General features: G+C 62.8%; 22 protein-coding genes and 1 other annotated feature. Of the genes, 1 reads left to right on the top strand and 21 read right to left on the bottom strand.

Annotation, left to right across the window (positions count from 1 at the left end; translation table 11 throughout):
- Positions 1–35 precede the first annotated feature (35 nt).
- The 6 genes from NFR87_RS03040 to NFR87_RS03065 form a co-directional block, all read right to left on the bottom strand.
- Complete coding sequence (locus tag NFR87_RS03040; RefSeq protein WP_251446153.1) at positions 36–1,205, bottom strand: hypothetical protein; 1,170 nt, start codon at positions 1,203–1,205, stop codon at positions 36–38.
- The gene (locus NFR87_RS03045) at positions 1,202–1,759 is read right to left on the bottom strand and encodes an RNA polymerase sigma factor (RefSeq protein WP_251446156.1); all 558 of its coding nucleotides are present in this window, start codon (positions 1,757–1,759) and stop codon (positions 1,202–1,204) included. Before NFR87_RS03045 ends, NFR87_RS03040 begins: the two co-directional genes overlap by 4 nt.
- 88 nt (positions 1,760–1,847) lie before the next feature.
- On the bottom strand, positions 1,848–3,401 hold the full coding sequence (locus NFR87_RS03050; RefSeq protein ID WP_251446159.1) for a cellulase family glycosylhydrolase: 1,554 nt from the start codon (positions 3,399–3,401) through the stop codon (positions 1,848–1,850).
- Positions 3,402–3,433: 32 nt separating this feature from the next.
- Positions 3,434–3,838 (bottom strand): hypothetical protein, encoded by a 405-nt coding sequence (locus NFR87_RS03055; RefSeq protein WP_251446162.1) that lies wholly within the window; start codon positions 3,836–3,838, stop codon positions 3,434–3,436.
- Between the two features lie 100 nt (positions 3,839–3,938).
- Entirely contained in the window at positions 3,939–4,277 is a 339-nt protein-coding gene (locus NFR87_RS03060) for a hypothetical protein (protein WP_251446165.1), read from the bottom strand.
- Entirely contained in the window at positions 4,274–4,951 is a 678-nt protein-coding gene (locus NFR87_RS03065) for a hypothetical protein (protein WP_251446169.1), read from the bottom strand. Before NFR87_RS03065 ends, NFR87_RS03060 begins: the two co-directional genes overlap by 4 nt.
- Before the next feature lie 223 nt (positions 4,952–5,174).
- Positions 5,175–5,395: a binding site (T-box leader), on the top strand.
- A 67-nt stretch (positions 5,396–5,462) separates the two neighbouring features.
- Between NFR87_RS03065 and ileS the strand changes: the two genes are divergently transcribed.
- Entirely contained in the window at positions 5,463–8,273 is a 2,811-nt protein-coding gene (gene ileS / locus NFR87_RS03070; RefSeq protein WP_251446172.1) for an isoleucine--tRNA ligase, read from the top strand.
- 49 nt (positions 8,274–8,322) lie between these two features.
- Here ileS and NFR87_RS03075 read toward each other — a convergent pair whose 3' ends face one another.
- From NFR87_RS03075 to NFR87_RS03145, 15 genes are all read right to left on the bottom strand, one after another.
- Positions 8,323–9,066, bottom strand: a complete 744-nt coding sequence (locus NFR87_RS03075; RefSeq protein ID WP_251446175.1) for a DivIVA domain-containing protein — start codon at positions 9,064–9,066, stop codon at positions 8,323–8,325.
- Positions 9,067–9,231: 165 nt separating this feature from the next.
- On the bottom strand, positions 9,232–9,729 hold the full coding sequence (locus tag NFR87_RS03080) for a cell division protein SepF (RefSeq protein ID WP_251446178.1): 498 nt from the start codon (positions 9,727–9,729) through the stop codon (positions 9,232–9,234).
- A 30-nt stretch (positions 9,730–9,759) separates the two neighbouring features.
- On the bottom strand, positions 9,760–10,470 hold the full coding sequence (locus NFR87_RS03085) for a YggS family pyridoxal phosphate-dependent enzyme (protein WP_251446181.1): 711 nt from the start codon (positions 10,468–10,470) through the stop codon (positions 9,760–9,762).
- Between the two features lie 38 nt (positions 10,471–10,508).
- Complete coding sequence (locus tag NFR87_RS03090) at positions 10,509–11,741, bottom strand: biotin/lipoyl attachment domain-containing protein (protein WP_251446184.1); 1,233 nt, start codon at positions 11,739–11,741, stop codon at positions 10,509–10,511.
- Positions 11,742–11,777: 36 nt separating this feature from the next.
- Positions 11,778–12,005 carry an RNA chaperone Hfq gene (hfq, locus tag NFR87_RS03095; protein WP_251446187.1) on the bottom strand — a complete coding sequence of 76 codons (228 nt, stop codon included), beginning with the start codon at positions 12,003–12,005 and terminating at the stop codon, positions 11,778–11,780.
- A gap of 72 nt (positions 12,006–12,077) precedes the next feature.
- Positions 12,078–13,994: a DNA mismatch repair endonuclease MutL gene (gene mutL, locus NFR87_RS03100; protein WP_251446190.1), complete on the bottom strand. Its 1,917-nt coding sequence runs from the start codon at positions 13,992–13,994 to the stop codon at positions 12,078–12,080.
- A 17-nt stretch (positions 13,995–14,011) separates the two neighbouring features.
- Complete coding sequence (locus tag NFR87_RS03105) at positions 14,012–14,698, bottom strand: CPBP family intramembrane glutamic endopeptidase (RefSeq protein WP_251446193.1); 687 nt, start codon at positions 14,696–14,698, stop codon at positions 14,012–14,014.
- Between the two features lie 27 nt (positions 14,699–14,725).
- Positions 14,726–17,311 (bottom strand): DNA mismatch repair protein MutS, encoded by a 2,586-nt coding sequence (mutS, locus tag NFR87_RS03110; RefSeq protein WP_251446196.1) that lies wholly within the window; start codon positions 17,309–17,311, stop codon positions 14,726–14,728.
- Positions 17,312–17,375: 64 nt separating this feature from the next.
- A complete protein-coding gene (gene miaB / locus NFR87_RS03115) occupies positions 17,376–18,800 on the bottom strand; it encodes a tRNA (N6-isopentenyl adenosine(37)-C2)-methylthiotransferase MiaB (RefSeq protein ID WP_251446199.1) in 1,425 nt (474 codons plus the stop codon).
- Between the two features lie 185 nt (positions 18,801–18,985).
- Positions 18,986–20,908 carry an FAD-dependent oxidoreductase gene (locus NFR87_RS03120; RefSeq protein WP_251446202.1) on the bottom strand — a complete coding sequence of 641 codons (1,923 nt, stop codon included), beginning with the start codon at positions 20,906–20,908 and terminating at the stop codon, positions 18,986–18,988.
- A 22-nt stretch (positions 20,909–20,930) separates the two neighbouring features.
- The gene (locus NFR87_RS03125) at positions 20,931–21,422 is read right to left on the bottom strand and encodes a nuclear transport factor 2 family protein (RefSeq protein ID WP_251446205.1); all 492 of its coding nucleotides are present in this window, start codon (positions 21,420–21,422) and stop codon (positions 20,931–20,933) included.
- Between the two features lie 74 nt (positions 21,423–21,496).
- Positions 21,497–22,261 (bottom strand): SDR family NAD(P)-dependent oxidoreductase, encoded by a 765-nt coding sequence (locus tag NFR87_RS03130; RefSeq protein WP_251446208.1) that lies wholly within the window; start codon positions 22,259–22,261, stop codon positions 21,497–21,499.
- 48 nt (positions 22,262–22,309) lie between these two features.
- Positions 22,310–22,879, bottom strand: a complete 570-nt coding sequence (locus tag NFR87_RS03135) for a flavodoxin family protein (protein WP_251446211.1) — start codon at positions 22,877–22,879, stop codon at positions 22,310–22,312.
- A 3-nt stretch (positions 22,880–22,882) separates the two neighbouring features.
- On the bottom strand, positions 22,883–23,788 hold the full coding sequence (locus NFR87_RS03140) for an MBL fold metallo-hydrolase (protein ID WP_251446214.1): 906 nt from the start codon (positions 23,786–23,788) through the stop codon (positions 22,883–22,885).
- A gap of 14 nt (positions 23,789–23,802) precedes the next feature.
- Positions 23,803–25,464, bottom strand: a complete 1,662-nt coding sequence (locus NFR87_RS03145) for a class I adenylate-forming enzyme family protein (RefSeq protein ID WP_251446216.1) — start codon at positions 25,462–25,464, stop codon at positions 23,803–23,805.
- Positions 25,465–25,631: the final 167 nt, after the last annotated feature.

Genomic DNA, 25,631 nt, shown 5'->3' on the forward strand with positions numbered 1-25,631 from the left:
GGCCGCGCCAATGGCGCGGCCCCTTCCTTCTGCTCTTATCCATTGTTGCCCATTTGGGTATCTACATCGGTCAAATACTCCGGCCGTACCGCCGGGACGTAATAGGAGGCATAGGTCTTAAGCCCCTGGGGCAGCCCTTCCGTCAGGGGGGCGATCTCTACCCAGAACCGGTAGTAGGGCATCCACACCGGATCATCTGCCCCGTTGGAGTAGATCAGCTCCACCCCCCGCAGGGCCTCCTCACCGGGAAACGGCTCCGGCTCCATGCTGTGATAGTCTCCAGAGAGCAAGGCCCTCCGGGCCTCCTCCTCCGTGCGCAGCGGGTAGTCTCCCAGCTTTTCCCCCACCAAGGTTTCATCGTGGATCCGAATGATCCAAAGTCCGCCGTCGCTGTCAGGGGAGAAACTGGCCGTACGCAGGCTGTAATTCACCAGATCCTCCGCGACGTCCCCAGCGGCATCGTAGAGACTGTACCAGGTAATGGGCCTCCCATCAAAGGTGTAGTCCACCGAGACGGCGGCCCGGGGCTCTTCGAAGTCCAGCAGAGCGGCGTACCGCTCTGCCAGATAGGCCAGGGTCTCCCCGGCCTGGTCAGGGCCGGTGTCAGAGAAGGTGAAGGAATAGCCCTCCGGCAGGGCCACCGAGGGTGCAAAAATGACCTCAATGGTTCCATTGCCGCAAGAGGTCACGGTCAGCCCCCCATCGGTTTGCCCCTCCAGGCGTACGAGAGTTCCCTCCGGAACATCGGGATCCCCATACACACCGGCCCTTTCCTCCTCCACATCCACGATCTTTACGCCCAAGGCCTGGGCGGCCTTTTCCATCCGGGCCGCCATCTCCCCCTCCGCCAATCCCCAGGGGGTACCGGAGGAGGTGTGGGTGGGGTGATCCCACACAGGCAGAGTCTCCGGCACGTCCACATCTCTTCCGGGGGAATCCGGGTACAGCTCACTCAGGTCATAGGCCATCAGGGCATAGGAACCGCCCGCGCCAGCCGTTGGGCCAACATTGGGCAGCAGAGGCAGGGGGTCAGGCGTCCCCGGGGAAACAGGCTCTCCCTTGGGCAAAAAAGCCAGCGCCAGCGCCGCGGCGCAGGCCAGGGCCGCAGCCCCCATCCAGGGGCTCCTTCGTCCCCGCCCGTCGCTGTGTGCCAAATCATCGTCGGGGGCCTGGCCCACCGCTTCAAACAGTTCTTCACGGGTCATAGATATCCCTCCTCGGTCAGGTGGTCTTTCAGCTTTTTTCGGACGCGCATAAGCCGCATGGAGACCTTCTCCCGGCTCATGCCGTATCGCCGGGCGATGGCGGCGGCGCTCTCCACGTAAAAATACCGCCGCAGGAAGAGATCCCGATCCAGGGCGGGGCGCGCCGCCAAAAACCGTTGCATGCTTTCGGCGAGCTCGGCGGCCGCCACGGTTCCTTCCACCTCATCCTGACCAGGAACGCACTCGCCCAGCTCTTCCAGCGCCAGAGGCAGCTCTCCGCCGCCCCGCCTTTGGGCAGAGCCCTTTCGCCAGCGGTCAAAGGCCAGGTTTCGGGTAATGCGGGCCAGAAAGAGCTTCAGCCTTTGAGGCCTCTGGGGCGGCATGGCATTCCACGCCTTCAGCCAGGTGTCATTGACACACTCCTCTGTATCCCGGGAATCGTGAAGGATGTTGTCCGCCACAGCGGCGCAGTAGGGGCCATATTTGGCCGCAGTCTCCCCAACCGCCCGCTGATCCCTGGCCCAGTACAGGTCGATGATGTCCCGGTCGTCCATTTGGTCTCCTCCTTGAAAAAGCCTTTTCACCAATAGAAGACGAAAAAAGAGGGGGACTGTAACAGCCCGTCCCTCTCTTTTCCCTTTTTTAGAACCGGGAGAACACAAACCGGCCGGACTCGGTCAGGTCATCCTCCGTCCAGCTCCCCGCCGGGGCCGTCCCCGGCTTGAGGGCGGCGGAGGTCTCGTTTTTGTCGCACAAAGACCAGTTGCACCAGCTGACGCCCCGCTCCCCCAGAAAGTCCAGCCACACCTTGCTCTCCTCCAAAAACACTCCGCCGCTGCCGTCGGCCCGGCTGGCGCCCCACTCGGAGACGAAGACGGGCAGGCCCGCCGCCATTGCCGCATCGATGCGCTGGCGCAGCTCCTGGCCGTGGGTACCGGCGTAGAAGTGGAGGGTGTACATCAGGTTTTCCCCCGCCACCGGGTCGGCGGCGGCCTGGTGGATGTCCTGGCTCCAGGTGGGGGAGCCGATGAGGATAACGCTTTTGGGGGCCTGGGCCCGGATGGCGGAGACCAGCCACTGGGCGTAGGGCTTCACGTTTCCCGCCCAGGTCACGTTCCCGTTGGGCTCGTTGCAGATTTCATACAGCACGTTGGGCGTGTCCTTGTACCGCTCCGCCGCCGCGGCGAAAAAGCTCTCCGCCGCCGCCACATTGGCCATGGGGTCTCCGTCGGAGAGGATGTGCCAGTCCAGAATGGCGTACAGATCGGCTTGGATGGCGGCGTCCACCGCGGCGAAGGCCCGCTCCGTCATGGCCTCCGGCTGGCTGAGATAGCCCCCCTCCCCCGTATACATGGCCACCCGGAACACGTTGGCCCCATAGGCCGCCGTGTTGGCCATGGCCTGGGCGGAGGCATACTGGCCGTACCACTGCAGGCCGTGGGAGCTCATGCCGTGGAGGACAATGGGCTCCCCCCGTGCATTGCACAGCTGGGTTCCAACGACCTGGAGCCAGCCGTTCTCCGTCACGCCTCCTTTGGCGGAGGGAACCGCGGGGACGGAAGGCCTCTCCGTCTCCGCGGGAGGCTGGGGCGTTACGCCTCCCGCGGCAGACAGGGCCCGCCGAAAGAGGGCGCAGGCCTCCGCCCGGATGAGGCCGTCCAGAGGGCGGAAGTTGCCCTCCCCGTCCCCGGTGACCACCCCGGCGGCCACGGCGGAGAGGGTGGTCTCATAGTAGCGGCCGTTGAGGGAGGAGAAGTCCTTCAGCCTGGCCGAGTCCCGGTTGAAGTCGTACCCGGCCCCGGGCAGGAGGGCCTTCATCAAGATCTTCACCGCCAGCTGGCGGGGGATGGGCTCATCCCAGCGCTCCCCGGTGGGGGGCAGCTCGTCCCAGTCGTACCAGCCGTTTTGAAGGGCCTGCTCCATGGCCGCCCCGGCCCAGTGATCCCCGGCGGAGGCGGGCTCCGCCCCGGCGCACCGGGCGGCGATGGTGACCAGCTGGGCGGCGGAAATGGTGTCCTCCGGGTGGAAGTTCCCGTCGGGGTAGCCTGTCAGCAGGCCCTTCTCCGCCATCTCGTCCACCACGGCCTCATACCACGCCCCGGCGGGCACGTCGGGGAAGGCGGCTCCCGCCGCCGCGCCCAGAAGCAGGGCCGCGCCCAAAAGCAGGGCCGCCACAGCCCGTAATGTTCCTTTCATTTTGTCATCCCCCTCCGCTGTGGGTCACCGCTTCACTCTTTCTGTCCCCCGGAAAAGGCCGCCAGGGCCAACATTCCCAGCAGGATACAGCCAAACTCTACATGAAGCTCAACGGCGCCGGTCTTCATCAGGGCGCTGTACACGGGGCCCCACTTGACCGTCAGGGGCAGGAGCAGCAGGAGCAGGGTCTCAACCAGGCCGGCGAGGAGAAAGGGGCCCCTCAATTTGCCCCCGGCGATGAACAAAATATATGCAAAAAGGAGGATGGGGAGGACGGCAAGGGCGATGTTCGCGCAAAAGGCGGCCCCCGCCCCCGGCAAATCGCGCTGGATACATTTCAGCGTGCAGTCCCTGACCCAGGGAGAAGCCACCAGCAGGAGAACAGGGCAGAGGAAAAACAGCAGTTTTTGGATGTGGGGCAATTCCTGGTTTTTCATCATAGTCGCCTCCTTTATTTGTCCTTTTTGAATTATAGCATCTGCGCCGCTTTTCCACAAGGCGGAGGGGCGCCTGATTCCTCAAGCGTCCCTCCGGTTTTTATTTCTTTCCTCTTCTTGCTCTCCATGCGGCGGCGCTGATGCCGAAGGTGACCGTGCTCACGGCAGTCAAAAGGACAAAAAGGGCCTTTACTGTCCACAAGGGAAGGCTGACCTCCGGGTGGAGCCAGCAGACCAGCCCATACAGGAGCACGGAAATCGCGGCCAGCCAGCAAAGGAGCTTCAACCGCCCCGGGGAACACTTGCGCAGCCGCTCGATGAGCCGGTGCCACAGGGGGAGCAGCTTTTCCAAGACAAAGACGCCCAGCCAAATTATAAGGGTAACGTCCACTACTTTGATGAAAAGATCCAGGTAATCCTCAAGAGCCAGTGTGATCATGCCCACACTCTATAAAAATAGTCATTACACGCAAATTCTGTATAATTTTTGTCAAAATAGTAATCGAGGTCTACCATACGGTAAAATTGTCCCAGTGTTTTATGAGAATATATTCTTTCGTATAAATACAGTGTTTTATATTCTTCATATTTGCTGTCTACCGCTACTGATATAATTTCTTGTGCGATTCTAAGGCATACTCCCGCAACACCGCAATATGTCATAAGTATGTACGAAAGTCCTTCGACCGTTAATTCCGAAATCTTTTTTTCCAATGCCAGATTTCTATATTGCGAAGAATATAGTTTGTTGTATTCGCTCTTTGTTCCATATGGGCAATTTTCCACATCAAGCCACCCGGTTCTTGGCTCTATATTTTGAGCATCTATGTTACGTTCTTCAAGTTCAACAATCGTTGCCACTTTTTCTCCGTTAAGAAAAATTTCATTTCCAATTCTCTCTGCAATTTCCGTTCCGCATGTAATTTTGACATAGTCAATCTCTCTATCGACTATGTGTTGCTCCATAACTGCAGTTTTTCCCAAAATATCACACTCTGTAATAGTCACATTTTCTTTCTGTGCTTCAGGCCTAATCTCCACTGCCACCGCCGGGACGGCCAGGCCCATACACATGGCCACGGTCAAAAGGATACTTACCAAACGCTTTTTCATCATTATACCCCTTTCTATATCTTACATCGATTGGCATGGTATGCGTGCGGGAATTCCCTCTGGATATATTTTACACCCGCACAGTGTATTTGTCAATTATAAATAAAAAACATTTTAAAATGGCTATTTTTTTATGCATTTTTATCATCTACACGTCAACCAACTGCCACTCATAACCAATCCCCCTTGACAGACGGGGCAAAAGCGGATAAAATCACAAAAGTGAAACGCAATGATGAGGACAAGTAACCCCCCAGCCCGCCCAGAGAGCCGCCGTTTTGGTGAAAGGCGGAGGGGAGGAGGGGCGAACACATCACCTCAGAGCGACGGGACTGAACTGAGAGGATAAGCCCCGGCGGGTGTGCCCGTTACAGCACGCACGAGTGCCGCACGTTTGTGCGGAACGGGAGTGGTACCGCAGAGGTCAGCGCCTTTGTCTCCTTTGGGAGGCAAGGGCGTTTGTTATTTCTGGAGATAATCAAAAAATTTTATAATATAGGAGAAATGAAGTATGGACTACAACAACACCATTCATCTTCCCCAGACGGACTTTCCCATGCGGGCGGGGCTTCCCAAGCGGGAGCCGGAGATGCTCTCCGCCATGGAGGCCAAGGGTCTCTACCACAAGATGGTAAAGCGTAACGAGGGCAAACCCCGTTTCGTCCTCCACGACGGCCCCCCCTACGCCAACGGCAACATCCACATCGGCACCGCCATGAACAAGATCTTGAAGGATATCATCGTGAAATCCCGAAACATGACGGGCTTCTGCGCTCCCTACGTCCCCGGCTGGGACACCCACGGCCTGCCCATCGAGACCGCCGTTCTCAAGGACAAGAGCGTAAAGCGGGAGGAGATGTCCACCGCCGAGTTCCGCACCAAGTGCCAGGAGTACGCCGAGGGCTACATCGCCCGGATGACCGAGCAGTTTAAGCGCCTGGGGGTGCTGGGCGAGTGGGAGAACCCCTACATCACCCTGAAGCCGGAGTTCGAGGCCAAGCAGATCGAGGTCTTCGGCAAGATGGCGGAGAAGGGGCTTATCTACAAGGGCATGAAGCCGGTCTACTGGTGCCCCTTCGACCAGACCGCCCTGGCCGAGGCGGAGATCGAGTACCAGGACGACCCCTGCACCACCATCTTTGTCAAATTCCCCGTCCGGGACGACAAGGGCAAGCTGGGACAGTACTGCGACCTTTCCAAGACCTACTTCGTCATCTGGACCACCACCCCCTGGACCATCCCGGGCAACTTCGCCATCTGTGTCAACGCGGAGTTTGACTACGTGCTGTTAAAGGCCCCCAACGGGGAGGTGTATATCCTGGCCCAGGAGCTGGCCCAGAGCGTGTGCAAGGCCGCCGGCGTCGACTACGATGCCTGCGAGGTGCTCTATACCTGCAAGGGCAGCGAGTTTGAGCTGATGCGTGCGACCCACCCCCTCTTTGACCGGGAGAGCGTCATCCTCTGCGGCGACCACGTGACCCTGGAGGCCGGCTCCGGCTGCGTCCACACCGCCCCCGGCTTCGGCGCGGAGGACTTCGCCATCTGCCAGGCGTACGACAAGGCGGGCAAGACCAACATCGGGGTGCCTGTGCCGGTGAACGCCAAGGGCATCATGACCGACGAGCGCTACAACGGCCAGTACTACGCCAAGGGAAACGACATGGTGGTGGAGGACCTGGAGAAGGAGGGCTTCCTTCTGTGCAAGGAGCAGATCACCCACTCCTACCCCCACTGCTGGCGGTGCAAGCACCCCATCATCTACCGGGCCACGGAGCAGTGGTTCTGCTCGGTGGACGCCATCAAGGACGCCGCCGTCAAGTCCTGCGACAACATCCAGTGGCACCCCGGCTGGGGCAAGGAGCGCATGGTGTCCATGATCAGCGAGCGCAACGACTGGTGTATCTCCCGCCAGCGGGTGTGGGGCGTGCCCATCCCCATCTTCTACTGCGACGACTGCGGCGCGGACATCGTCACCCCTGAGACCATCGCCCATGTGGCCCAGTTCTTCCGGGAGCACGGCAGCAACATCTGGTTTGACTCTGAGGCCCGGGATCTGCTGCCCCAGGGCTTCGTGTGTCCCAAGTGCGGCAAGGCCCACTTTACCAAAGAGACCGACATCATGGACGTCTGGTTCGACTCCGGCTCCACCTGGGCGGCGGTGGCCAACGCGCGGGACTATCTCAAATACCCCGCCGACCTCTATCTGGAGGGCGGCGACCAGTACCGGGGCTGGTTCCAGTCCTCCATGCTCACCTCCATCGCCTGCAACGGCGTGGCCCCCTACAAGCAGATCGTCACCCACGGCTGGACTGTGGACGGGGAGGGCAAGGTGATGCACAAGTCCCTGGGCAACGCCGTCTCCCCCGACGACGTTTTGAAGGAGTACGGCGCCGACATCCTCCGGCTGTGGGTGGCCTCCGCCGAGTACACCCAGGACATGCGCATCTCCCCGGAGATCTTGAAGCAGCTGAGCCAGGCCTACCTGAAGATCCGCAACACCGCCCGGTATATGCTGGGGAACCTCTCCGGCTTCGACCCGGACAAAAAGGTGGCCCCGGAGAAGATGGTGGGGCTTGACCGCTGGGCACTCCACCAGTTGGGCAAGCTGGCCAAGACCTGCCGGGCGGCCTACCACAGCTACGATTTCCACATCGCCTACCGGGCCATCTACAACTTCTGCGTGGTGGAGATGTCCAACTTCTACCTGGACATCATCAAGGACCGGCTCTACTGCGGCGACGACGCCGGCCGGGCCTCTGCCCAGACCGCCCTCTATACCATTCTGGACGGCATGACCCGCCTCATCGCCCCCGTGCTGGCCTTCACCTCCGACGAGATCTGGGCCGCCATGCCCCACGCCAAAACGGACAACGCCGAGAGCGTCCTCATGAACGACATGCCCGACTTCGACCCCGCCTTCGCCCTCTCGGAGGACGAGGAGGCGCGCTGGGCCAAGGTCATGGCCCTCCGGGACGATGTGAACAAGGCCCTGGAGCTGGCCCGGAGCGAGCAGGGGGTCAAGAAGAACCAGGACGCCGACCTGACCCTCACCTTCACTGCTGAGGGCTGGAAGGAGTTCGAGACCCTCCGTATGGACGAGGACGACCTGGCCGCCATCTGCATCGTCTCCGCTGTCACCGTGGCCCAAGGGGAAGGCGAGGGTTACAAGGGCGAGTTCTTCGATGGACTCACCGTCAAGGTGTCCCCCGCCGCCGGGGAGAAGTGCCCCCGGTGCTGGAACCACGACAAGCACATCGGCACGCCCGGCCACCACGCCGAGCTGTGCGACCGCTGCGCCCATGTGGTGGGCGGCAAGGACTAAAAAACGGCAAAAAAAGACCGTCCCTCCCGGGACGGTCTTTTTTATTTTTTCAGGTGATCTCGTAGTCCTTGCCGAACTTCAGATTGTCGAAGTCGATGCGGCGGGTGGGCGCGTCGTCCTCCTCGTCCTCGTCATCGTCCTCATCCTCCGCCTCGTCCAAGGGCTCGTCGTCCTCATCCTCCGGCTCGTGGAGGTGGACGACCCCCCGGCGCAGCTCCTCATAGAGGGGATCGTCCTCCAGGGGCTCGGGATCCGGCTCGGGAACCTCCTCCACGGCCCTCTCCACCGCATCGCCAATGGCCTCGGCGGCGCGGGCCACCGGGTCGGTCTTCACCGGGGCGGTGTTCAGCTTGGAAAGGCCGGCCAGATAGTCCATCTCGTGCTGGTAGAGATCCTTCAGCTTTGCCAGATAGGCGGCGGTGGCGTTCCGGGCAGCGGTGAGCCGGAGCTGCTCGCTCTCGGTCTCGGCGCGCAGCGCCTCGATCCGCTCCTGGGCCTCCCGCTCGGCGGCGGCCATGGTCTCCACCTTGGTCTTCTCCGCCTCCTTGACGATATCGTCAGCCATCTTCTGGGCGGAGAGGAGGGCCTTGCGCATCGCGTCGTCAGTGGAGCGGTATTCCTCCACCTTGTCCGCCAAGACCTTCATCTTGGCTTTCAGGGTGGCGTTCTCCTTGTACAGCGTGGTGTAGTCGGCAGTGAGCAGATCCAGGAACTCATCTACCATAGCCATATTGTAGCCGCCGAAGGACGCCTTGGCAAAGGCGTGCTCCGCCACCTCCTGAGGAGTCAGCATATGTATCCCACACTTTCTGTTTTTTAATAGAGGGCCATATCACGCTACACAGCGGGCTGACCGCACGGTCGCTTTCCCTCCGACTCAGGCCGGTCTCAGGGGTCCAGGGCCCCTTCGCTCGCCTTCGCTCCAGTCCAAGCTCCCTCGCAGCCCACTGCTCCGCGCTTAAAAGTAGAGCCCGTTATCCTCCAGCTCGTCCAGCAGGTTGCCCAGAATGTCCACATTGTAGGGGGTGATGATATAAGTGGACAGGGCCACCTTCTTCACCTTGCCCTCCTGGGCATAGGCGGCGCCGGAGAGGAAGTCCAGAATACGGCGGGAGACGTCCTTGCTGGTCTCCTCCATGTTCAGCACCACCGTGCGCTTCTCCCGCAGATGGTCGGCGATCTCGGCGGCGTTCTCGAAGCGCTCAGGCTTCACCAGCACCACCTGGAGCTGGGTGGTGGTGTGGATGTTCACCACCTTGTTGTTGCGCCGCTCCACCCGCTCGGTGCGCTCCGGGCGGTCGGTATCGAAAAAGCCCGCTGTATCCTGACGGGCAGCCTTGGCCCGGATCTCCGTCCGGTCCAGCCGGCCGGTGCCCATGACGTCGAAGTCCTCGTAATCCTCTTCCTCGTCCTCATAGGGGCGGGCGATCCGCTTGAGTTCATCAAAAAGTCCCATGGCTGGCTCCTCCTAAAGTAGATTCTATCCTCACTCTGCCTTTGGGCGCATGGGAGGCCGGGCGCCAAACAGGGCGGTTCCCACCCGAACCAGGGTGGCCCCCTCCCGAACGGCGTCCATGTAATCTCCGCTCATTCCCATGGACAGGCAGTTGACATCAGCTTTATTATCGCCTATTTTGGTTCTTATGTCAACAAAAAGCTGATACATTTCCCGGAAAAATCCACGGTTTCCATCTTCTCCCGCCACCGGCGGGATGGCCATGAGGCCCCGAAGGCGCACATTGGGCAGCTCCAGCGCCCTTTGCGCCAGCGCTATGACCTCTTGGGGGGCCACGCCGGATTTGCTCTCCTCGCCCCCCACATTGACCTCAAGGAGCACATCCTGGACAAGCCCCAGCTTGGCGGCCTGCTTGTCGATGGCCTCCAAAAGATGCTCCGAGCCCACCGACTCGATCAGATCGACCCGGCCCACCACCTTGTTCACCTTGTTGGTCTGCAGATGGCCGATAAAGTGGAGCTTGGCCCCGGCGTAGGCGTCGGCGTCCAGGTGGGCGGTCATCTCCTGCACCCGGTTTTCCCCGCACACCTCGATCCCGGCGGCGATGGCGGCGCGGACGGTCTCGTCGGTCTGCACCTTGGTGGCGGCCACCAGGGTGATCCCGGCGGGATCCCGGCCCACCTCCCGGGCTGCAGCAGCAATGTTCTCCTTCACTTGACGGATGTTTTCCTCCAAAGACATAGCCCATTCTCCTCTCTGTTTTCCGGGGGGCGCGCCCCTTACGCTACGATCTTTCCGTCCCAGATCTCCTCGCTGGCCACAATGACGGCGTCTCCTGCCCGAAGGGCCATCTTCTCCTCCTTGGTCTCGGCGTCCTGGCCCAGCACCGGCTCTACCAGGTAGAAATCCTCTCCCTGGGCCAGCACGCTGACGGGCTTTTTCTCCGCCTTGACGCCCACCTGGACGTAGACCACGCTCTGGCCCTCCTCCATCCGGACGGCGGCGGTGGGTACCCGCAGGCCCTGGCGCGCTTCAAAGACCAGCTCCACCGTCTGGCGGCGAAGGAGGGTCACATCGGAAAGGAATCGGTGGGAGGAGAGGATAACTGCCATTTGCCCCTCCTCCGGGGCGCTGATGCGCTCCACCGTCATATCCACCTCTCCCGCCCAGTCCCGGGAAAAGCGCACCGTGACCTGGCTCCCCTCGGTGAGCCGGCCGGCGTTCTCCTCGGACAGGGCGCAGGCAAAGTACCATGTGGTATCTGTGATCAGCTTGCCCAGGCTCTCCTCCCCCACGGGCAGGGCCTGATTCTCCAGCGAGGAGAGCTTAGAGGGGTTGAGTGCGTCCAGCCCGTCCGGGGTCAGGATGGCCTCGTAGCCATCCACCTGACCGGAAAAAATGCCGCTCTGCGCCACGGTGACCCGGCCCACGTCCTGGGTCTGGGCCCGGAGGCTCTCCATCTCGGCCTGGGCCGCGATCAGCGCGTCGGAGAGGGCTCCGGCGTCGCCGTAGCGCTGGGCCTGCTGGTAAACGGCGCTTTTAAAGGAAGAAGTCTGGCTCTCCAGGCGGGTGAAGTCCCCTGCGGCCACCGCGGAGCGGAGGGTCACCATGGCGTCCATGACCCGCTCCCGGGAGGTCTCCTCCTGGCCGCTCTCTCCCGCGGCGGCGATGGCCTGGGTGAGCTGGGCCGTCTCGGCCTGAAGATCCTCCAGCCGCTGGGAGCGCTCCAGAGAAAGCTGGTCGGCGTAGAGGTAGGCCACCGTGGCCCCCGCCGCCACCTTCTCCCCCTCGGCGGGGATCAGCCGGACGATGCTCCCAGAGCCGGAGATGGCCTGCTCCCGGCGGATAAGATAGCCGGTGGTCTCCATGGTGTCGTCCACAGAATAGGTATAGACCTGCACCGTGGGATAGGGATCCCGGAGCCCCCGCCAGGCCGCCCCGGCGAAGTAGGCCAGGATGGCGGCGAAGAACAGGAACATAACGATTCTGTTGAGAATGGCGCCTTGCTTCATAGGGATTCTCTCTTTCCTCTCCGAACCGGGGCGGCCTTATGTATCCGGTGTTAAATCGATCGGATGCGTTGGTACCACGGTGGAGATGGCGTGCTTATAGATGATCTGCTGTTTCCCGTCGGTATCCAGCACCACCACAAAGGAGTCGAAACCGGTGATCTTCCCCCGCATCTGGAAGCCGTTCATCAAAAACATAGTGACGTTCTCCTGGGCGCGGCGGGCACGGGCGAGGAACAGGTCTTGCAGGTCATTGGCTCGGGACATATGGAACATTCCTTTCTCTATTAGAATGTTACCATAATATACCAATTGCAGGTCAAAATCCGTCGATTTATGTCAGGAGCGTTTGAACTGTTTTTCCAGCTGTTTTTGGGTCAGCTCGATGGCTACGGGGCGGCCGTGGGGGCAGTACTTCACTTCCCCGGCCATGACGGCCCGGGCCACCCGCTCCAGCTCCTCCGTCCCCGACTTCCAGCCCCCCTTGATGGCCGCCTTACAGGCCATGGTGTGGAGAATGTCGTCCCGCCGCTCCCGGTAGCCGGTGGAACCGGTGAGGGCGAGTTTCCCGGCGATCTCGGTGAGGGTGGCCTCCACATCCCCCAGGGAGACATAGTCGGGCACCGCCCGTACCGCCAGGGAGCCGCCGCCGAAGTCGCTCAGGTCAAAGCCCAGCCGGTCCAGCTCCTCCTGGTGCTCCAGCAGCACCGCCGCCTCCTCCGGGGCGGGGGTGAAGACCACCGGGGTCAGAAGCGTCTGGGACATGGGCAGATAGTCCTCTGCGCGCATTTTGTCAAAGTTCATCCGCTCGTGAGCGGCGTGCTTATCGATAAGCAGGGCCTTGTCCCCCTGCTCCACGATGATGTAGGTGTGGAACAGCTCCCCGGCCACCCACCAGGGAAGCTCCTGTTCCTCCTCCAGTACGGGGACGGGGGGAATCGCAGGCGGGGTCGGCGCGGGCTTCTCCTCCGCCGGGGGAACGACCGCCGCCTCCCTCCTGGACGGCTGGGCAGAAACGGACGGGGCCGGTTCCACGGGAATGGGGGGCTCAAGCGCCGGCGGGGCGGGGACGGGCGCGGCCGAAACAGGCGCGGGCTTCTCCTCTGCCGGGGGAATGGCCGCCGGCTCTCTCCCGGGCGGCTGGGCCGGGACAGTAAGAACCGTCCCCGCTGTCCCTTTGTTGGTAAAATCGTGGAGGGGCAGGGAGGTCTGTTTCCCCTCCACAACGGCCTCTCCGGCCCGGCCCACCACCGCGGCGGGGCGGGACTTGTCCGTGCCCAGGGCGGAGAGGACGGCGTAGTACACCGCCGAGAAGACCTGCCGCTCGGCGCCGAACTTTACCTCCTGCTTGGTGGGGTGGACATTCACATCCACGCCGTTGAGCTTTACCTCCAGGTGGAGCACACAGCCGGGGAACCGGCCCACCATCTTCTGGTTGGCGTAAGCCTGCTCCAGGGCGGCCGTCATGGCCGCGCTTTTGACCCAGCGGCCGTTGACAAAGAAGAACTGGTTGCCCCTTGTGCCCCGGCAGCAGGTGGGCAGGGAGGTAAAGCCGGTGACTTTCACGTCCTCGCCGCTGCCGGAAACCTGGGTGAAGCCCAGGGCCATGTCCCGGCCCAACACGGCGTACAGTGCGCTGCGCAGCGCACCGTCTCCGGGGGTGAGCAGCTCCTGGGCGCCGTCCTTGATAAACTTGAAGGAGACCTCCGGCCGGGCCAGAGCCTGGCGCTGTACCACCGCCAGGCAGGCGGCGGCCTCCGCGGCGTCCTTCTTCATGAATTTCAGCCGGGCGGGGGTGTTATAGAAGAGATCCCGCACCAGTAGGGTGGTGCCCAGCGGGCAGCCCGCCTCCTCCTGGCCCTGGGGCTCACCCCCCTCCAGCGTGTAGGAGGTACCCAGGGCGTCCTCCTGGCGGCGGGTGAGGATCTCCAGCCGGGAGACGGCGGCGATGGCGGCCAGCGCCTCTCCCCGGAAGCCCAGGGTGCCGATGGCCTCCAGGTCGTATTCGTTTTTGATCTTGCTGGTGGCGTGGCGGAGGAATGCGGTGGGCACCTCCGACCGGGCGATGCCGCAGCCGTCGTCGGTGACCCGGATGAGGGTCATGCCCCCGTGCTGGATCTCCACGGTGACGGTCTTGGCCCCCGCGTCCACGGCGTTCTCGCACAGCTCCTTGACCACGCTGGCGGGGCGCTCCACCACCTCGCCGGCGGCGATGAGGTCGGCCACGTGGGGAGAGAGCTGCTGAATATGGGGCATACCGGTCGCCCTCCTTTCTATGTGGTAAAGAGAATGATAGCGTTGAGGCCGCCATGGAGCGCCACACCGCTCCACACGCTGCCGCCGTTGTCGTAGCACCAGGTGAGGGCCGCCGACATAGGCAGGTACAAAACCGCCAGAAGCAGGTAGCGGGGGTCGGAAAAGTCCAGGGCATACCGCCAAACCTGGGCCAGGGCGTAGAGGGGAACGCACACCAGATAGGCCAGCACCCGGCTGTACCCCCGCAGGTTCCCAAACACCAGGCCCCGGAAGAGCACCTCCTCCACCAGGGGGATGAGCAGGAGCACCAAAACCAGGGTGGGAACCGGAGCGGCGCCATACTCGGCGGCATACTGGGCGGCGATGGGGTCGGGCACCGGGAAGGGCAGGCTCACCGCCAGCAGGCGGAGTCCTCCCGCCAGGAGCAGTCCCGTTACCACGCCGAACAGGTTCTCCGGCAGCCAGCTGACAAGCTCCTCAAAGTCCTTTTTCAAAAAGCTCCAGAACAAGAGCAGGGACAGGGTGAACAGCAGGGCGTAATAGAGGACGTTGGCCTCCGCCACCAGGGGCTCCCCGTCCCCAGAGATCACCCGCTGGGCCCAGGCGTTCAGATAGGGGAACACCAGAAGGTAGAGGGCGAAGAACACCAGCCCCCGGCCCCGCTCAGAGGCGGTCATTTTTGTTTTCCAGCTCCGGCGGAACATCGCACGTCCCCCTCCTTTCTCCCTGTTTTACAGTTCTTTTTTCCACTGGTAAATGAGGTTCATGGCCTCGATGGGGGTCAGGGTATCCACATCCACCGCCCGGAGCTTGTCCGCCAGGGCCATGGCCCCCATATCCCCCAGGGACAGCTGGCTTTCGCCGCCGTCGGCGGTCACAGCCGGGGCGGGGATCCCCTCCGCCTCCAGCTGGGCCAGGATGGTCTTTGCCCGGGAAATGACCTTGTCGGGCACCCCCGCCAGCTTGGCCACCTCGATGCCATAGCTGGCCGCCGCCGGGCCGGGGACGATCTTGCGCAGGAAGAGGATATCGTCCTTTTTCTTCCTGGCGGCGATGTTGTAGTTCTTCACGCCGCTGATCTCCCCCTCCAGCACCGTCAGCTCGTGATAGTGGGTGGCGAAGAGGGTCTTGCATCCCAGCCGCTTTTTATCCGCGCAGTATTCCAGCACCGAGCGGGCGATGGCCATGCCGTCGTAAGTTGAGGTGCCCCGGCCGATCTCGTCCAGGATGAGAAGGCTCTTGGCCGTGGCGTTTTTCAGCAGCTCCGCCACCTCGGTCATCTCCACCATGAAGGTGGACTGTCCCGCCGACAGGTCGTCGCTGGCGCCGATGCGGGTAAACACCCGATCCACAATGCCGATGCGGGCGGACTTGGCGGGGACGAAGGAGCCCATCTGGGCCATGAGGACAATGAGGGCCACCTGGCGCATATAGGTGGACTTGCCTGCCATGTTGGGCCCCGTGATGATGGCGCACAGGTCATCCCTGCCGTCCATGTGGGCGTCGTTGGGCACGAAAAGGGCGGTCTTGGCCGCCTTTTCCACCACCGGGTGGCGGCCCTCGGCGATGTCGATCACGTCGGAGAGATCCACCTGGGGCATACAGTAGCCATTCTCGGCGGCCACCCGGGCGAAGGAGCACAGCACGTCCACCTGGCCCACCGCCGCCGCGGAGCGCTGCACATTCCCCACCTGTTCCGCCGCCGTCTGGCGTACCTGGCTGAACAGCTGGTACTCCAGCGCGGTGAGCTGATCCTGAGCGGTGAGGATGGTGTGCTCCATCTCCTTGAGCTCAGGGGTGATATACCGTTCGCAGTTGACCAGGGTCTGCTTGCGGATGTATGTATCGGGAATGGGCACGGTGTTGGCCTTGGAGACCTCGATGTAATAGCCAAAGACCTTGTTGAACCCCACCTTCAGCCGCTGGATACCCGTCTTTTCCTTCTCCTGGCGCTCCATGGCGGCCACCATGTCCTTGCCGCCGGTCAAAATGCTTCGGAGGCGATCCACCTCGGCATTGTAGCCCTCCCGGATAAAGCCGCCCTCCCGAACGGAGAAGGGGGGCTCGTCCACAAAGGCGGCGTCGATGCGCGCCCGAAGCTCGGACAGGTCGTCCAGGTTCTCCCGCAGAACGCCCAGCAGGGAGGAGGGGAAGGGAGTGAGAAGGCCGCGAAGCTCCGGCAGCTTTCCCAGGCCCCGGGACAGGCTCACCAGATCCCGGCCTCCGGCGGTGCCGTAGACCACCCGGCCGATGAGCCGCTCTAAGTCGGTGATCTCCCGCAGGGTACGGGCAAGCTCCTGCCGGGCCACGGAGTCGCTGACCAGGTCGCCCACCGCCCCCTGGCGCTTGCCGATCTGCACCGGGGAGAGAAGGGGCCGCTCCAGCCAGGCACGGATGAGCCGGTGGCCCATGGGCGTGCAGGTCTTGTCCAGCACCCACAAAAGGCTCCCTTTTTTCTCCCCGCCCCGAAGGGTCTCGGTGAGCTCCAGGTTCCGCCGGGCGGTGAGGTCCAGCTCCATAAACTCCCCGGTGGTGTAATAATTCACCTCAGACAGGTGGGAAAGGTCGGTCTTTTGGGTCTCATAGAGGTAGAGCATGAGGGCGCCTACCGCCCGCTCCACCCCGCTGCCGGGAAGGCCGTGATCCACACCGAACTGCTTTTCCACCGCGGCATGGGTTCGCTCCGGGTCAAAGCCGGCACGGTTCCCCAGCTCCACCCGGCAGTCCAGGCGCTGGGACAGGAAGAGCTTCAGGGCCTCGTCCTCCGCCGCCTCAGGGGAGAGCAGCACCTCCCTGGGGGAGAAACGGCCCAGCTCGTTTTCCACGTGCTCCCGCCAGCCGGGGCCGTTAAAATCGGTGGCGGAGACCTCTCCGGTGGAGAGATCCGCAAAGCACAGTCCCGCCCCCTCTACCTCCACACACAAAGCGCACAGGAAGTTGTTCTTCCCCTCCTCCAGCATGGTCTCCTCAATGACGGTACCGGGGGTGACGATGCGGATGATCTCCCGCTCCACCAGCCCCTTGGCCGTGGCGGGATCCTCCATCTGCTCACAGATGGCCACCTTATAACCCCTGGCGATGAGCCGGGAGATATAGGCCTCGGCGGCGTGGTAGGGCACGCCGCACATGGGAGTGCGTTCCTCCGGGGGCAGGGCCCTGTCCCGGCTGGTGAGGGTGAGCTCCAGCTCCTTAGAGGCCACCTTGGCATCCTCGTTGAACATCTCGTAGAAGTCCCCCAGCCGGAAAAACAGGATGCAGTCCGGATGGTCGGCCTTGATCTTATGATATTGGAGCATCATGGGGGTGCCTTCGGGCATGACGGCCACCTCTTTTTCTTTATTTCAGCCTGTACTCTCCGAGCACGAGCTGTCCGTAAGCGGCCTAGCCGCTAACGGACAGCCTGCCCCAGAGCGACCAGGTGTTGGCGCCTGTGATCTCAATGTCCCGGTATGTGCCGATCAGGCTCTCCTCCCCCGCCTCTACCCGCACCAGGCGGTTGCCCGGGGTGCGGGCGGTGAGGGCGAAGCCCTCTTCGGCGCATGTCCCGTCCACCAGGCAACGGACGGTCTTTCCGATATACGCGGCGTGCTTTTTCGCCGAGATGGCGTTCTGGGCGTCCACCAGGCGCTGGAAGTTGGCCTTCTTTTCTGCCATGGGTATGGGGTCGTCCATCTTTGCAGCCGGGGTACCCTCCCGGGGGGAGAAGATGAAGGTGAACAGGGCGTCGAAGCCCACCTCCTCCACCAGAGAGAGGGTATCCTCAAACTCCGCGGTGGTCTCCCCTGGGAAGCCCACGATCACGTCGGAAGTAATGACCACATCGGGGATCTGCTCCCGCAGGGCGCGCACCTTCTCCAGGTAGCCGGAGCGGTCATAGATCCGGTTCATGGCTTTGAGCACCCGGTCATTGCCCGACTGGAAGGGCAGGTGGAACACGGGGGCCACCTTCTCGCACCGGGCCATGGTCTCAAACAGCTTCTGGGAGGCGTCCTTGGGGTGGGAGGTCATAAACCGGATGAGAAATTCCCCGGGGATGGCGTTCACCGCCTCCAAAAGGTCGGCGAAGTCCATGTCCAGACCCAGATCCTTCCCGTAGGAGTTCACATTCTGGCCCAAAAGCGTGATCTCTTTATATCCGGCCGCCGCCAGCTCCCGGCACTCCGCGAGCACATCCTCCGGAAGCCTTGACCGCTCCCGGCCCCGGACGTAGGGGACGATGCAGTAGGTGCAGAAGTTGTTGCAGCCGTACATGATGGATACCCAGGCCTTCACCCCGTTCTGCCGCTCTACGGGGATGCCCTCGGCGATGGAGCCGGGCTCGTCGGCGTTTTCAAACACCCGGCCCCGCCTCGTCAGCACCCGGTAGAGAAGCTCCGGGAATTTCCACAGGGCGTGGGGGCCAAAGACCAGATCCACATGGCGGTAGGACGCCCGGATCTTCTCCGCCACCCCCGGCTCCTGGGCCATGCAGCCGCACAGGCAGATGATCTGCCCCGGGTGCCGCCGTTTGGCGTGCACCAGGGCGCCCACATTGCCCAGTACCCGGTCCTCGGCGTGCTCCCGGATGGCACAGGTGTTGATGACAATGACGTCAGCGGCGTTCTCATCCTGGGTAAAGCCGTAGCCCATGCTCTTGAGATAGCCCCGGATACGCTCGGAGTCCGCCTCATTCTGCTGGCAGCCATAGGTATCCACATAGGCAAGGTGCTGCCGGGCCTTGACGGAGAGAAGCTCGGCGGTCTTTTCGCAGAACTCTCTCTGGCGCGCCACATCCTGCGCCGGGACGCGCTTCGTCTGCCGCTCCATGGCCATCCCTCCCCTTTTCTCCGTAATTCCTTAACTAAAAAAGCATACCATTTTTCCGGGAGAAATTCAAGGCGGGGGCGCGCTTTTCGGGAAAAGATTTTCCCCGGGCGGAACCCCCCTGGTAAAAAGAAAAGCCGCCCGCGGAGCAAAGTCCGCGGGCGGCTTTTATCTTTTTCCAGATAAGCTCAAACGTGGATCCCGGCCAGGAAGCCCTCCCGGATATTTTTCAGACCGTTCTTCCCGTCGTGGGCGTCCCCCGCCGCGATGAGCGGGATGTTCAGCGCGGCCAGGGCGTTCTCCAGCGTCTTGTCGCTGCGAAGGCCGGCGGCCAGCACCACCGTATCGGCGTCCAGGGTGAGCATTTTGTCTTCCTGGGTCAGGCGGACATAGTCCGCGCCGATCTCCGTGACCTTGGCGCCGGTATAGATCGCCACATGGTACTCCTCCAGATCCCGCTTGAGGAAGAGGGTGGGGCTGGGCTCTCCGTCGGCAACGATGCGGGGCAGCATCTCCACGATGGAAACCTGCTTTTTCCGCGTCTGGGCCAGGTAGTTGGCCGTCTCGGCGCCCACCAGGCCGCCGCCGATGACCACCACCCGCTTGCCCACCTCGCACCGCTCCAGCAGCACATCCTCCGCCTTGACCACCTGGGGGCCGTCCACGCCGGGGATAGGCGGCACGGCGTCGGCGCAGCCGGCGGCCAGAATGATGGCGTCGGGCTTCCACTGGGCCGCCTGCTCCGCGGTGACGGCGCAGTTCAGCTTCACCTCCACGCCGTACTTCTCCAGCATAACGCCCTGCCAGGCCAGGAAGGAGTTGTATTCCGCCTTCTTCGGCGGGATGGCGGCGGCGATCCAGCGGCCGCCCAGCCGATCCGACTTTTCACACAGGGTGACCTTGTGGCCCCGCATGGCGGCATAGATGGCGGCCTCGCAGCCGGCGACGCCGCCGCCGATGACCAGCACCTTCTTGGGTGTGGCGGCGGGGAGGATCTCATCCTCATGGGCGTGGCCGGTAAGGGGCCGCACCATGCAGGTGAAGGGCTCCAGCCGGCGGTTCTGACCCAGGCAGCCCTGAAGGCAGCCGATGCAGTGGGCGATCTCCTCCTCCCGGCCCTCCCTGGCCTTGTTGGGCAGGTCGGGGTCGGCGACGGAGGCGCGCATCATGGCCACAAAGTCGGCCTTGCCGGCGGCCAGGACGCTGTCGGCAAGCCCCGGCTCGTTGATGCGGCCCACAGCGATGACGGGCACATCCACCACCGCCTTGATGGCGGCGGCGTTGTCCACATAGAGGGCGCGGGGGGCCTCCACCGGGGGGATGATGGCGTAGTTGGCCTCGGTGGTGCCGTTGGAGCAGTCGATGGCGTCCACCCCCGCCTCCTGGGCCGCCCGGGCGATGACCCGGCTGTCCGAAAGGGTGAGGCCGCCGGGGGCATAGTCCACGATAGACAGCCGCACCAGCAGGGGATAGTCCTCACCCACGGCCCTGCGGACGGCGGCGACGACCTCCGTCATAAAGCGGCAGCGGCCGCGCAGGGAACCGCCGTATTTGTCGGAGCGCTTATTGGTATTGGCGGAGAGGAACTGGTGGATGAGGTAGCCGTGGGCGCCGTGGAGCTCCACGGCGTCGTACCCCGCCTCTTTGGCCCGGCGGGCCGCGGCGGCAAAAGCCGCCGTCAGTTCCCCGATCTCCTCCACCGTCAGCTCGGTGGGTGTCTCCGGGGTAAAGGGGCTGCCCACGGCGGAAGGGGCCTTGGGCGCCGCGCCGTTGAGGGCCCGGGGGGCCAGCCGTCCGGCGTGGTAGATCTGGGCGCAGACCTTGCTGCCGGCGGCGTGGATGCGCGCGGTAAAGGCCCTGTGGCTGGCCACCTGGCCGTCGGCCCACAATCCGGGCAGGCAGGCGTAAGTCTTGCAGGTGGGAAGGATGGGGATATCCTCAGTGATGAGCATGGCCCAGCCGCCCCTGGCCTTGTCTTCATGATAGCGGATAAACCCTTCGGTGGTGTTGCCGTCACTGCCCGCCAGGCGGGTGACGGCGGCGGGGACGATCATGCGGTTTTTCAGCTCCATGTTACCCAGCTTCGCCGGAGTGAACAGGTGAGTATACATGATGGCAATACCTCCGTCAGAATCACATCATGAAGACCTTGTAGGCCGCGCTGCTGTCCGTCAGGATCTTTTTCAGCTGCCCCTCGCCCCGGAGATAGGTCAGCGCCATCTCCTTGCAGTACCAGCGGCCGTCGATCTTCACATACTTGTTGTCATAGTGGGCCCGGCCCACAAACTCGCCGCCGTGCTCGGAGTCGTACAGGTCGTCCTCCAGGGCCCAGTGGGCGATGGCGGTGTCGGGGCCGGTGATCTCCACCCAGTGGTGGTGGCCGTGATGGCTGGAGATGACCTTGGGCCCAAATTTGCCGCTGATGATCTTCACCATGGTCTCGGCGCCCTCATAGACGCCGCCGGTGGTCATGTTGCGGAAGACGAAATCGTCGGTGAAGCACTTGCGGAAACCCACCCAGTCCTTGGCGTCCATCAGATCCCAGTACTCGGCCTGAAGCCGCTCGACGGCTTTAATGTCCTCCAGCTTCTGGATGCGCGCTTCCAGCTCTTCCAGTGTTGCCATAAAGATTCTCCTTTTTTATAAAACACGGCCGCCTCCGGCGCAGGCTTCGCCGGCGCCTGCCAAAACATAATTTCTCAGTCGGAGAGCACCTGGGGCCGCATGTTGACGCCCTTGAAGGAGGTATAACCGTCGTCGGCGCAGACGGTGGTGCCGTTGACGGCCTTGGCCTCAGGAAGGCTCATGAGATAGATCACGTCGGCGATCTCCTCGGGGGAGACCACACGGCCCTTCATGTGGAGCTTGCCGCCGTACTCGATGGCCTTCTGATCCATCAGGCCCGTGTCCACCCAGCCGGGGGCCACGGACAGCACCCGCAGGCCCTGGGGCGTCAGCTCCTTGGCCAGGGCCTGGGTCACCATCTTGATGGCGCCCTTGGAGGCGTGGTAGCCGATGGCCTCGGAGTTGGCCATGAGACCGCAGATGGAACCGACGTTGATGATAACGCCGGTGTGGCGCTTGACCATTTCCTGGGCGGCATAGAGGGCCATGTTCAGGCTGCCCATCAGGTTGATGTTGATGACCTTCATGGTGTCGTCCAGGTCTCCCTCCAGGAAGCTCTGGCGCTTGCCGGTGATGCCCGCCACATTGGCCAGCACGTCCACCTGGCCGTACTTCTCCACCGCCAGCCGGACGGCGGCTTCACAGTTGGCGCGGTCGGTGATATTGCACAGGCTGAAGCTGACCTCACCCAGGCTCTCCAGCTCGGCCATGGCGGCGTCGATCTTCTCCTGGGTGTCCACACTGGCCACTACCACGCAGTAACCGTTTTTGAGGAACTTCTTGGCGGTGGCCAGGCCGATGCCGCTGGTGCCGCCGGTAATGATCGCGACCTTCTTCATCATGATATCTCCTTTTTCCTCGTATTTTTGCCCATCATTAAATGCCGCTTACCGCAGCTGCTTTCCAAACTCATAGGCCCGCTGTAAATGGGGCGTTTTTTCAATGCACCGGGGAAACGCGCTGCCTCCGCAGCCCCCGGCGGCAAGGAAGCCCAGATCCGTCCAGCGCATATACTTCACCAGCCGGCGGTAATAGTGCTCCACCAACTCAAAGGCCCAGAAGTGCCGGTCGGAGTCCGCGCCGGTGATCAGCATGGCGCACTTCTTGGCGGGGTACAGGAAGTAATATCCCTTGGGATCCTTCTCTCCGATGGAGTAGAGCCGGTCGATAAGGGCCTTGAGCTGGGCGCTGATCCCCCAGAAATAGAGGGGGGTCGTCCATATTACGGCGTCACAGGCGGAAAACGCTTCGGCAAAGAGGTGGAAATCGTCCTTCTGCACGCAGGGGATGCCTTTGGTGCAGGCGTTGCAGCCCAGGCAGGGCCCGATCTTGAGCTTGCCCAGGTGGAGCTTTACGGCCTCATGGCCCGCCTCCTGCGCCCCTTTGATAAAGGCGTCCGCCAGCTGTTCCGTGTTTCCGCCCACCTTTCCCGCGCCGATGACGACACACAACTTCATCTCTCACGCATCCCTTTCCTGTGCTTTGCGATAATAGAGGACTCCGTCCTCCACTTGAAATTCCAGCGCCCCGGTATCCTCCAGGTAGTTCAGCGCCGCGGCGGCGAAGCGGCTGATCATGCGCACCCGGGCCTTGTCCACCCGGCGGCACCGCTCCCTTATCATCAGGGCGGTGACCTCCTGGCGGCTTTTCCAGTCCTTCAAAAAGGACAAGACCCACTCCATCTGGCCCAGAATGGCCTCCCGGTTCCGCCGGGCCAGGGTCTGGACGTCCTCCACCACGTCGCTGTGGGCCAGGATATAGGCGCGGAAATCCGTAGTACAAAGTCTGTCGATACTCCGCAGGGTCTCCCGCCAGTCCTGGCCGAACAGAAGGCTGGTGGCCTCCAGGTCGGCCTCGCCCATGAGCAGGTCTCCCACGTAGGCCACCTCGTCCGGGGTCACATAGCCCCAGTGGCAGTGGGAGTGGCCCGGCAGATGGAGGATGGTAAAGGTGGCCTCGTCGATGGTGACCGTCCCCGTCTCGGTGGGCAGGGTGTGGTCGGCCCGGCAGACCATATAGGGGTAGGTCGCCTCGATCTCGCTGACGCTGTTGGCGTAGAAGCAGGCCTGGAGGGTCAGGGGGGTCTGGGCGATGCCGGCGTCGTAGGCGGACATGTAGACCTCCGCCCCGTAGGCCGTTCGGAACCGGGTGTGGTTGCCCACATGGTCGTAATGGACATGGCTTGTCAAAATGGCCCGGACGCGCAGCCCCTCCGCCTCCAGCGCCGCCTGGATCTCGTCCCCCTCGTGGGGAAAGCCGGAATCCATCAGCACGATCTCCCCGCTTTTCAGCTTGTAGAAGGGGATATGCATACTGCCGGTGACGATGCAAAAGGTGCTACCGCAAACTTGCTTGATGCTTGCCATGCTCTGTCCCCCCGTTACTGCGGTACGCCGAACATCTCTTCTGCCATCTGCCGCAGGCGGAATTTCTGGATCTTCCCCGTGGAGGTGCAGGGCCATTCCCCCTCCTTCAAATAGACGAAATACTTGGGCACCTGGAACCGGGCCAGATGCTCCCGGCAGTATTCCTCCACCCCGGCGCGGTGCTCCGGGGTGTCCTCGTGGAGCTGGATAAAGGCGGTGCCCACATAGCCGTGGCGGTCGTCCCGGATGCCCACCACCTCCGCATTGTTCACCAGGGGGCAGTTGCCCATCACATCCTCCAAAAACTTGGGGGAGACATTCTCGCCGTTGATCTTGTACATGTCGTCCACCCGGCCGCACAGGACAAGGTAGCCCTCGCTGTCGAAATAGCCGCAGTCCCCCGTGCGGAACCAGCCGTCGGGGGTGAAGGCCCTGGCATTGATCTCAGGCCGCTCATAATAGCCCTTGGTGACCACCAGGCCCCGGCACCACAGCTCTCCCGGTTCTCCCGGCTTACAGGGCAAGCCGGTCTGCTGGTCGGTGACCTGGTATTCCAGCTGACATCCGCCGTATTCAGGCGCTCCGGCGCAGCCGCCCTGGAGAAGGCGGCCCACCCGGCTGCGGAGAATGTCGTCGCTGTCCGTGGGCCGGGTCTGCATGGACGCGCCGCAGACCTCGCTCATGCCGTAGCCGGTAATGAGGTCGGAGATCTTCAGCGCCTCCCGGATCCCGGGCCAGACCCAGGCGGGACAGACGGCGGCAGAGCAGTAGACAGCATGGAGCTGGGGCAGCTCCATGGGGTTTTCCTCCAAGTAATGGATAATAGCCATCATCTGGGACGGGACACTGAGGATGTCGTTGGCCCCGCTTTGGAGCATAAATTGCAGGGCGGGCTGGGCCCGGAATTTTCCGCTGTGGAACAGCACCGCGCCGCCCACCAGGATGCAGGCCAGCAGCCCCTCCACATAGCCATAGCAGTGGATCATGGGCAGGGGGACGAACACCCGGCGGCCCCGCTCAAAGCCCCGGTTGATGCAGCTGGCAAAGGCGCTGCGCATCAGCATATCGTGGGTCAGCAGCACCCCCTTGGGGGCGCTGGTGCTGCCGGAGGTATAGATGATGTCGCAGATCTCGTCGGCGTACTGCTCTCCCTGGCTCTCCGGCAGCTGTGCGCCCGCCCCGGCGGAGAGAAAATCCGCCCAGGCCGTCACGGGGATGTCGGTCTCACAGCCGATCCCCGGCAGGGCCACCACACCCTCCAGCGCAGTCTCCACTCCAGAGCGCTTAACAGGGCGCCCCGCCAGGAAAAACCGGGACCGGGACTGGCTCAGGATATACCCCAGCTCCTTGGGGCCCAGGGCCGCATTCACCGCCACCTTCACCGCCCGGACGGCGGAGAGGGCCAGGGCGATAAACACCTCGATAGGCGAGTTGCCGATCTGAACGGCCACGTGATCCCCCGGACGCACACCCAGGGCCACCAGCGCCCGGGCCACCCGGAGGGTCTCCTGGCGGGTCTGCTCGTAGGTGTAGGTTCCCTCGTCCTGCGTTACGATGAAGTCCTGGTCGGGGACCCGCTTCGCCGTCGCCAAAAAGAAATTCCAGACTGTCTTTTTCTCCCAGGTTGGGTAAAGCTCTTCCAGCTGCGCCAACCGCTCTTCTTTTAAGCCTTTCATACGCAAACTCCCATATGGCGAGCCCAAAGGGTCATCGCCGCCTTTGAAATGATACATACCGCGGCGCGCAAAGCGCGTAAACGCGTAAAATAGTAAGGGCCCTGCCAAAATCGAGCTCCTTTGACAGTTACTCTCTTCCGGCAGAGCCCTTAGATGTTTTTAACGTT

It is taken from the genome of Vermiculatibacterium agrestimuris (genome assembly GCF_943193085.1).
Lineage (GTDB): Bacteria > Bacillota > Clostridia > Oscillospirales > Oscillospiraceae > Vermiculatibacterium > Vermiculatibacterium agrestimuris.

Bases quoted from the DNA above. Each gene is read 5' to 3' on its own strand.
- NFR87_RS03040 (WP_251446153.1), bottom strand. From the start codon at position 1,205: ATGACCCGTGAAGAACTGTTTGAAGCGGTGGGCCAGGCCCCCGACGAT.
- NFR87_RS03045 (WP_251446156.1), bottom strand. From the start codon at position 1,759: ATGGACGACCGGGACATCATCGACCTGTACTGGGCCAGGGATCAGCGG.
- NFR87_RS03050 (WP_251446159.1), bottom strand. From the start codon at position 3,401: ATGAAAGGAACATTACGGGCTGTGGCGGCCCTGCTTTTGGGCGCGGCC.
- NFR87_RS03055 (WP_251446162.1), bottom strand. From the start codon at position 3,838: ATGAAAAACCAGGAATTGCCCCACATCCAAAAACTGCTGTTTTTCCTC.
- NFR87_RS03060 (WP_251446165.1), bottom strand. From the start codon at position 4,277: ATGATCACACTGGCTCTTGAGGATTACCTGGATCTTTTCATCAAAGTA.
- NFR87_RS03065 (WP_251446169.1), bottom strand. From the start codon at position 4,951: ATGAAAAAGCGTTTGGTAAGTATCCTTTTGACCGTGGCCATGTGTATG.
- ileS (WP_251446172.1), top strand. From the start codon at position 5,463: ATGGACTACAACAACACCATTCATCTTCCCCAGACGGACTTTCCCATG.
- NFR87_RS03075 (WP_251446175.1), bottom strand. From the start codon at position 9,066: ATGCTGACTCCTCAGGAGGTGGCGGAGCACGCCTTTGCCAAGGCGTCC.
- NFR87_RS03080 (WP_251446178.1), bottom strand. From the start codon at position 9,729: ATGGGACTTTTTGATGAACTCAAGCGGATCGCCCGCCCCTATGAGGAC.
- NFR87_RS03085 (WP_251446181.1), bottom strand. From the start codon at position 10,470: ATGTCTTTGGAGGAAAACATCCGTCAAGTGAAGGAGAACATTGCTGCT.
- NFR87_RS03090 (WP_251446184.1), bottom strand. From the start codon at position 11,741: ATGAAGCAAGGCGCCATTCTCAACAGAATCGTTATGTTCCTGTTCTTC.
- hfq (WP_251446187.1), bottom strand. From the start codon at position 12,005: ATGTCCCGAGCCAATGACCTGCAAGACCTGTTCCTCGCCCGTGCCCGC.
- mutL (WP_251446190.1), bottom strand. From the start codon at position 13,994: ATGCCCCATATTCAGCAGCTCTCTCCCCACGTGGCCGACCTCATCGCC.
- NFR87_RS03105 (WP_251446193.1), bottom strand. From the start codon at position 14,698: ATGTTCCGCCGGAGCTGGAAAACAAAAATGACCGCCTCTGAGCGGGGC.
- mutS (WP_251446196.1), bottom strand. From the start codon at position 17,311: ATGCCCGAAGGCACCCCCATGATGCTCCAATATCATAAGATCAAGGCC.
- miaB (WP_251446199.1), bottom strand. From the start codon at position 18,800: ATGGAGCGGCAGACGAAGCGCGTCCCGGCGCAGGATGTGGCGCGCCAG.
- NFR87_RS03120 (WP_251446202.1), bottom strand. From the start codon at position 20,908: ATGTATACTCACCTGTTCACTCCGGCGAAGCTGGGTAACATGGAGCTG.
- NFR87_RS03125 (WP_251446205.1), bottom strand. From the start codon at position 21,422: ATGGCAACACTGGAAGAGCTGGAAGCGCGCATCCAGAAGCTGGAGGAC.
- NFR87_RS03130 (WP_251446208.1), bottom strand. From the start codon at position 22,261: ATGAAGAAGGTCGCGATCATTACCGGCGGCACCAGCGGCATCGGCCTG.
- NFR87_RS03135 (WP_251446211.1), bottom strand. From the start codon at position 22,879: ATGAAGTTGTGTGTCGTCATCGGCGCGGGAAAGGTGGGCGGAAACACG.
- NFR87_RS03140 (WP_251446214.1), bottom strand. From the start codon at position 23,788: ATGGCAAGCATCAAGCAAGTTTGCGGTAGCACCTTTTGCATCGTCACC.
- NFR87_RS03145 (WP_251446216.1), bottom strand. From the start codon at position 25,464: ATGAAAGGCTTAAAAGAAGAGCGGTTGGCGCAGCTGGAAGAGCTTTAC.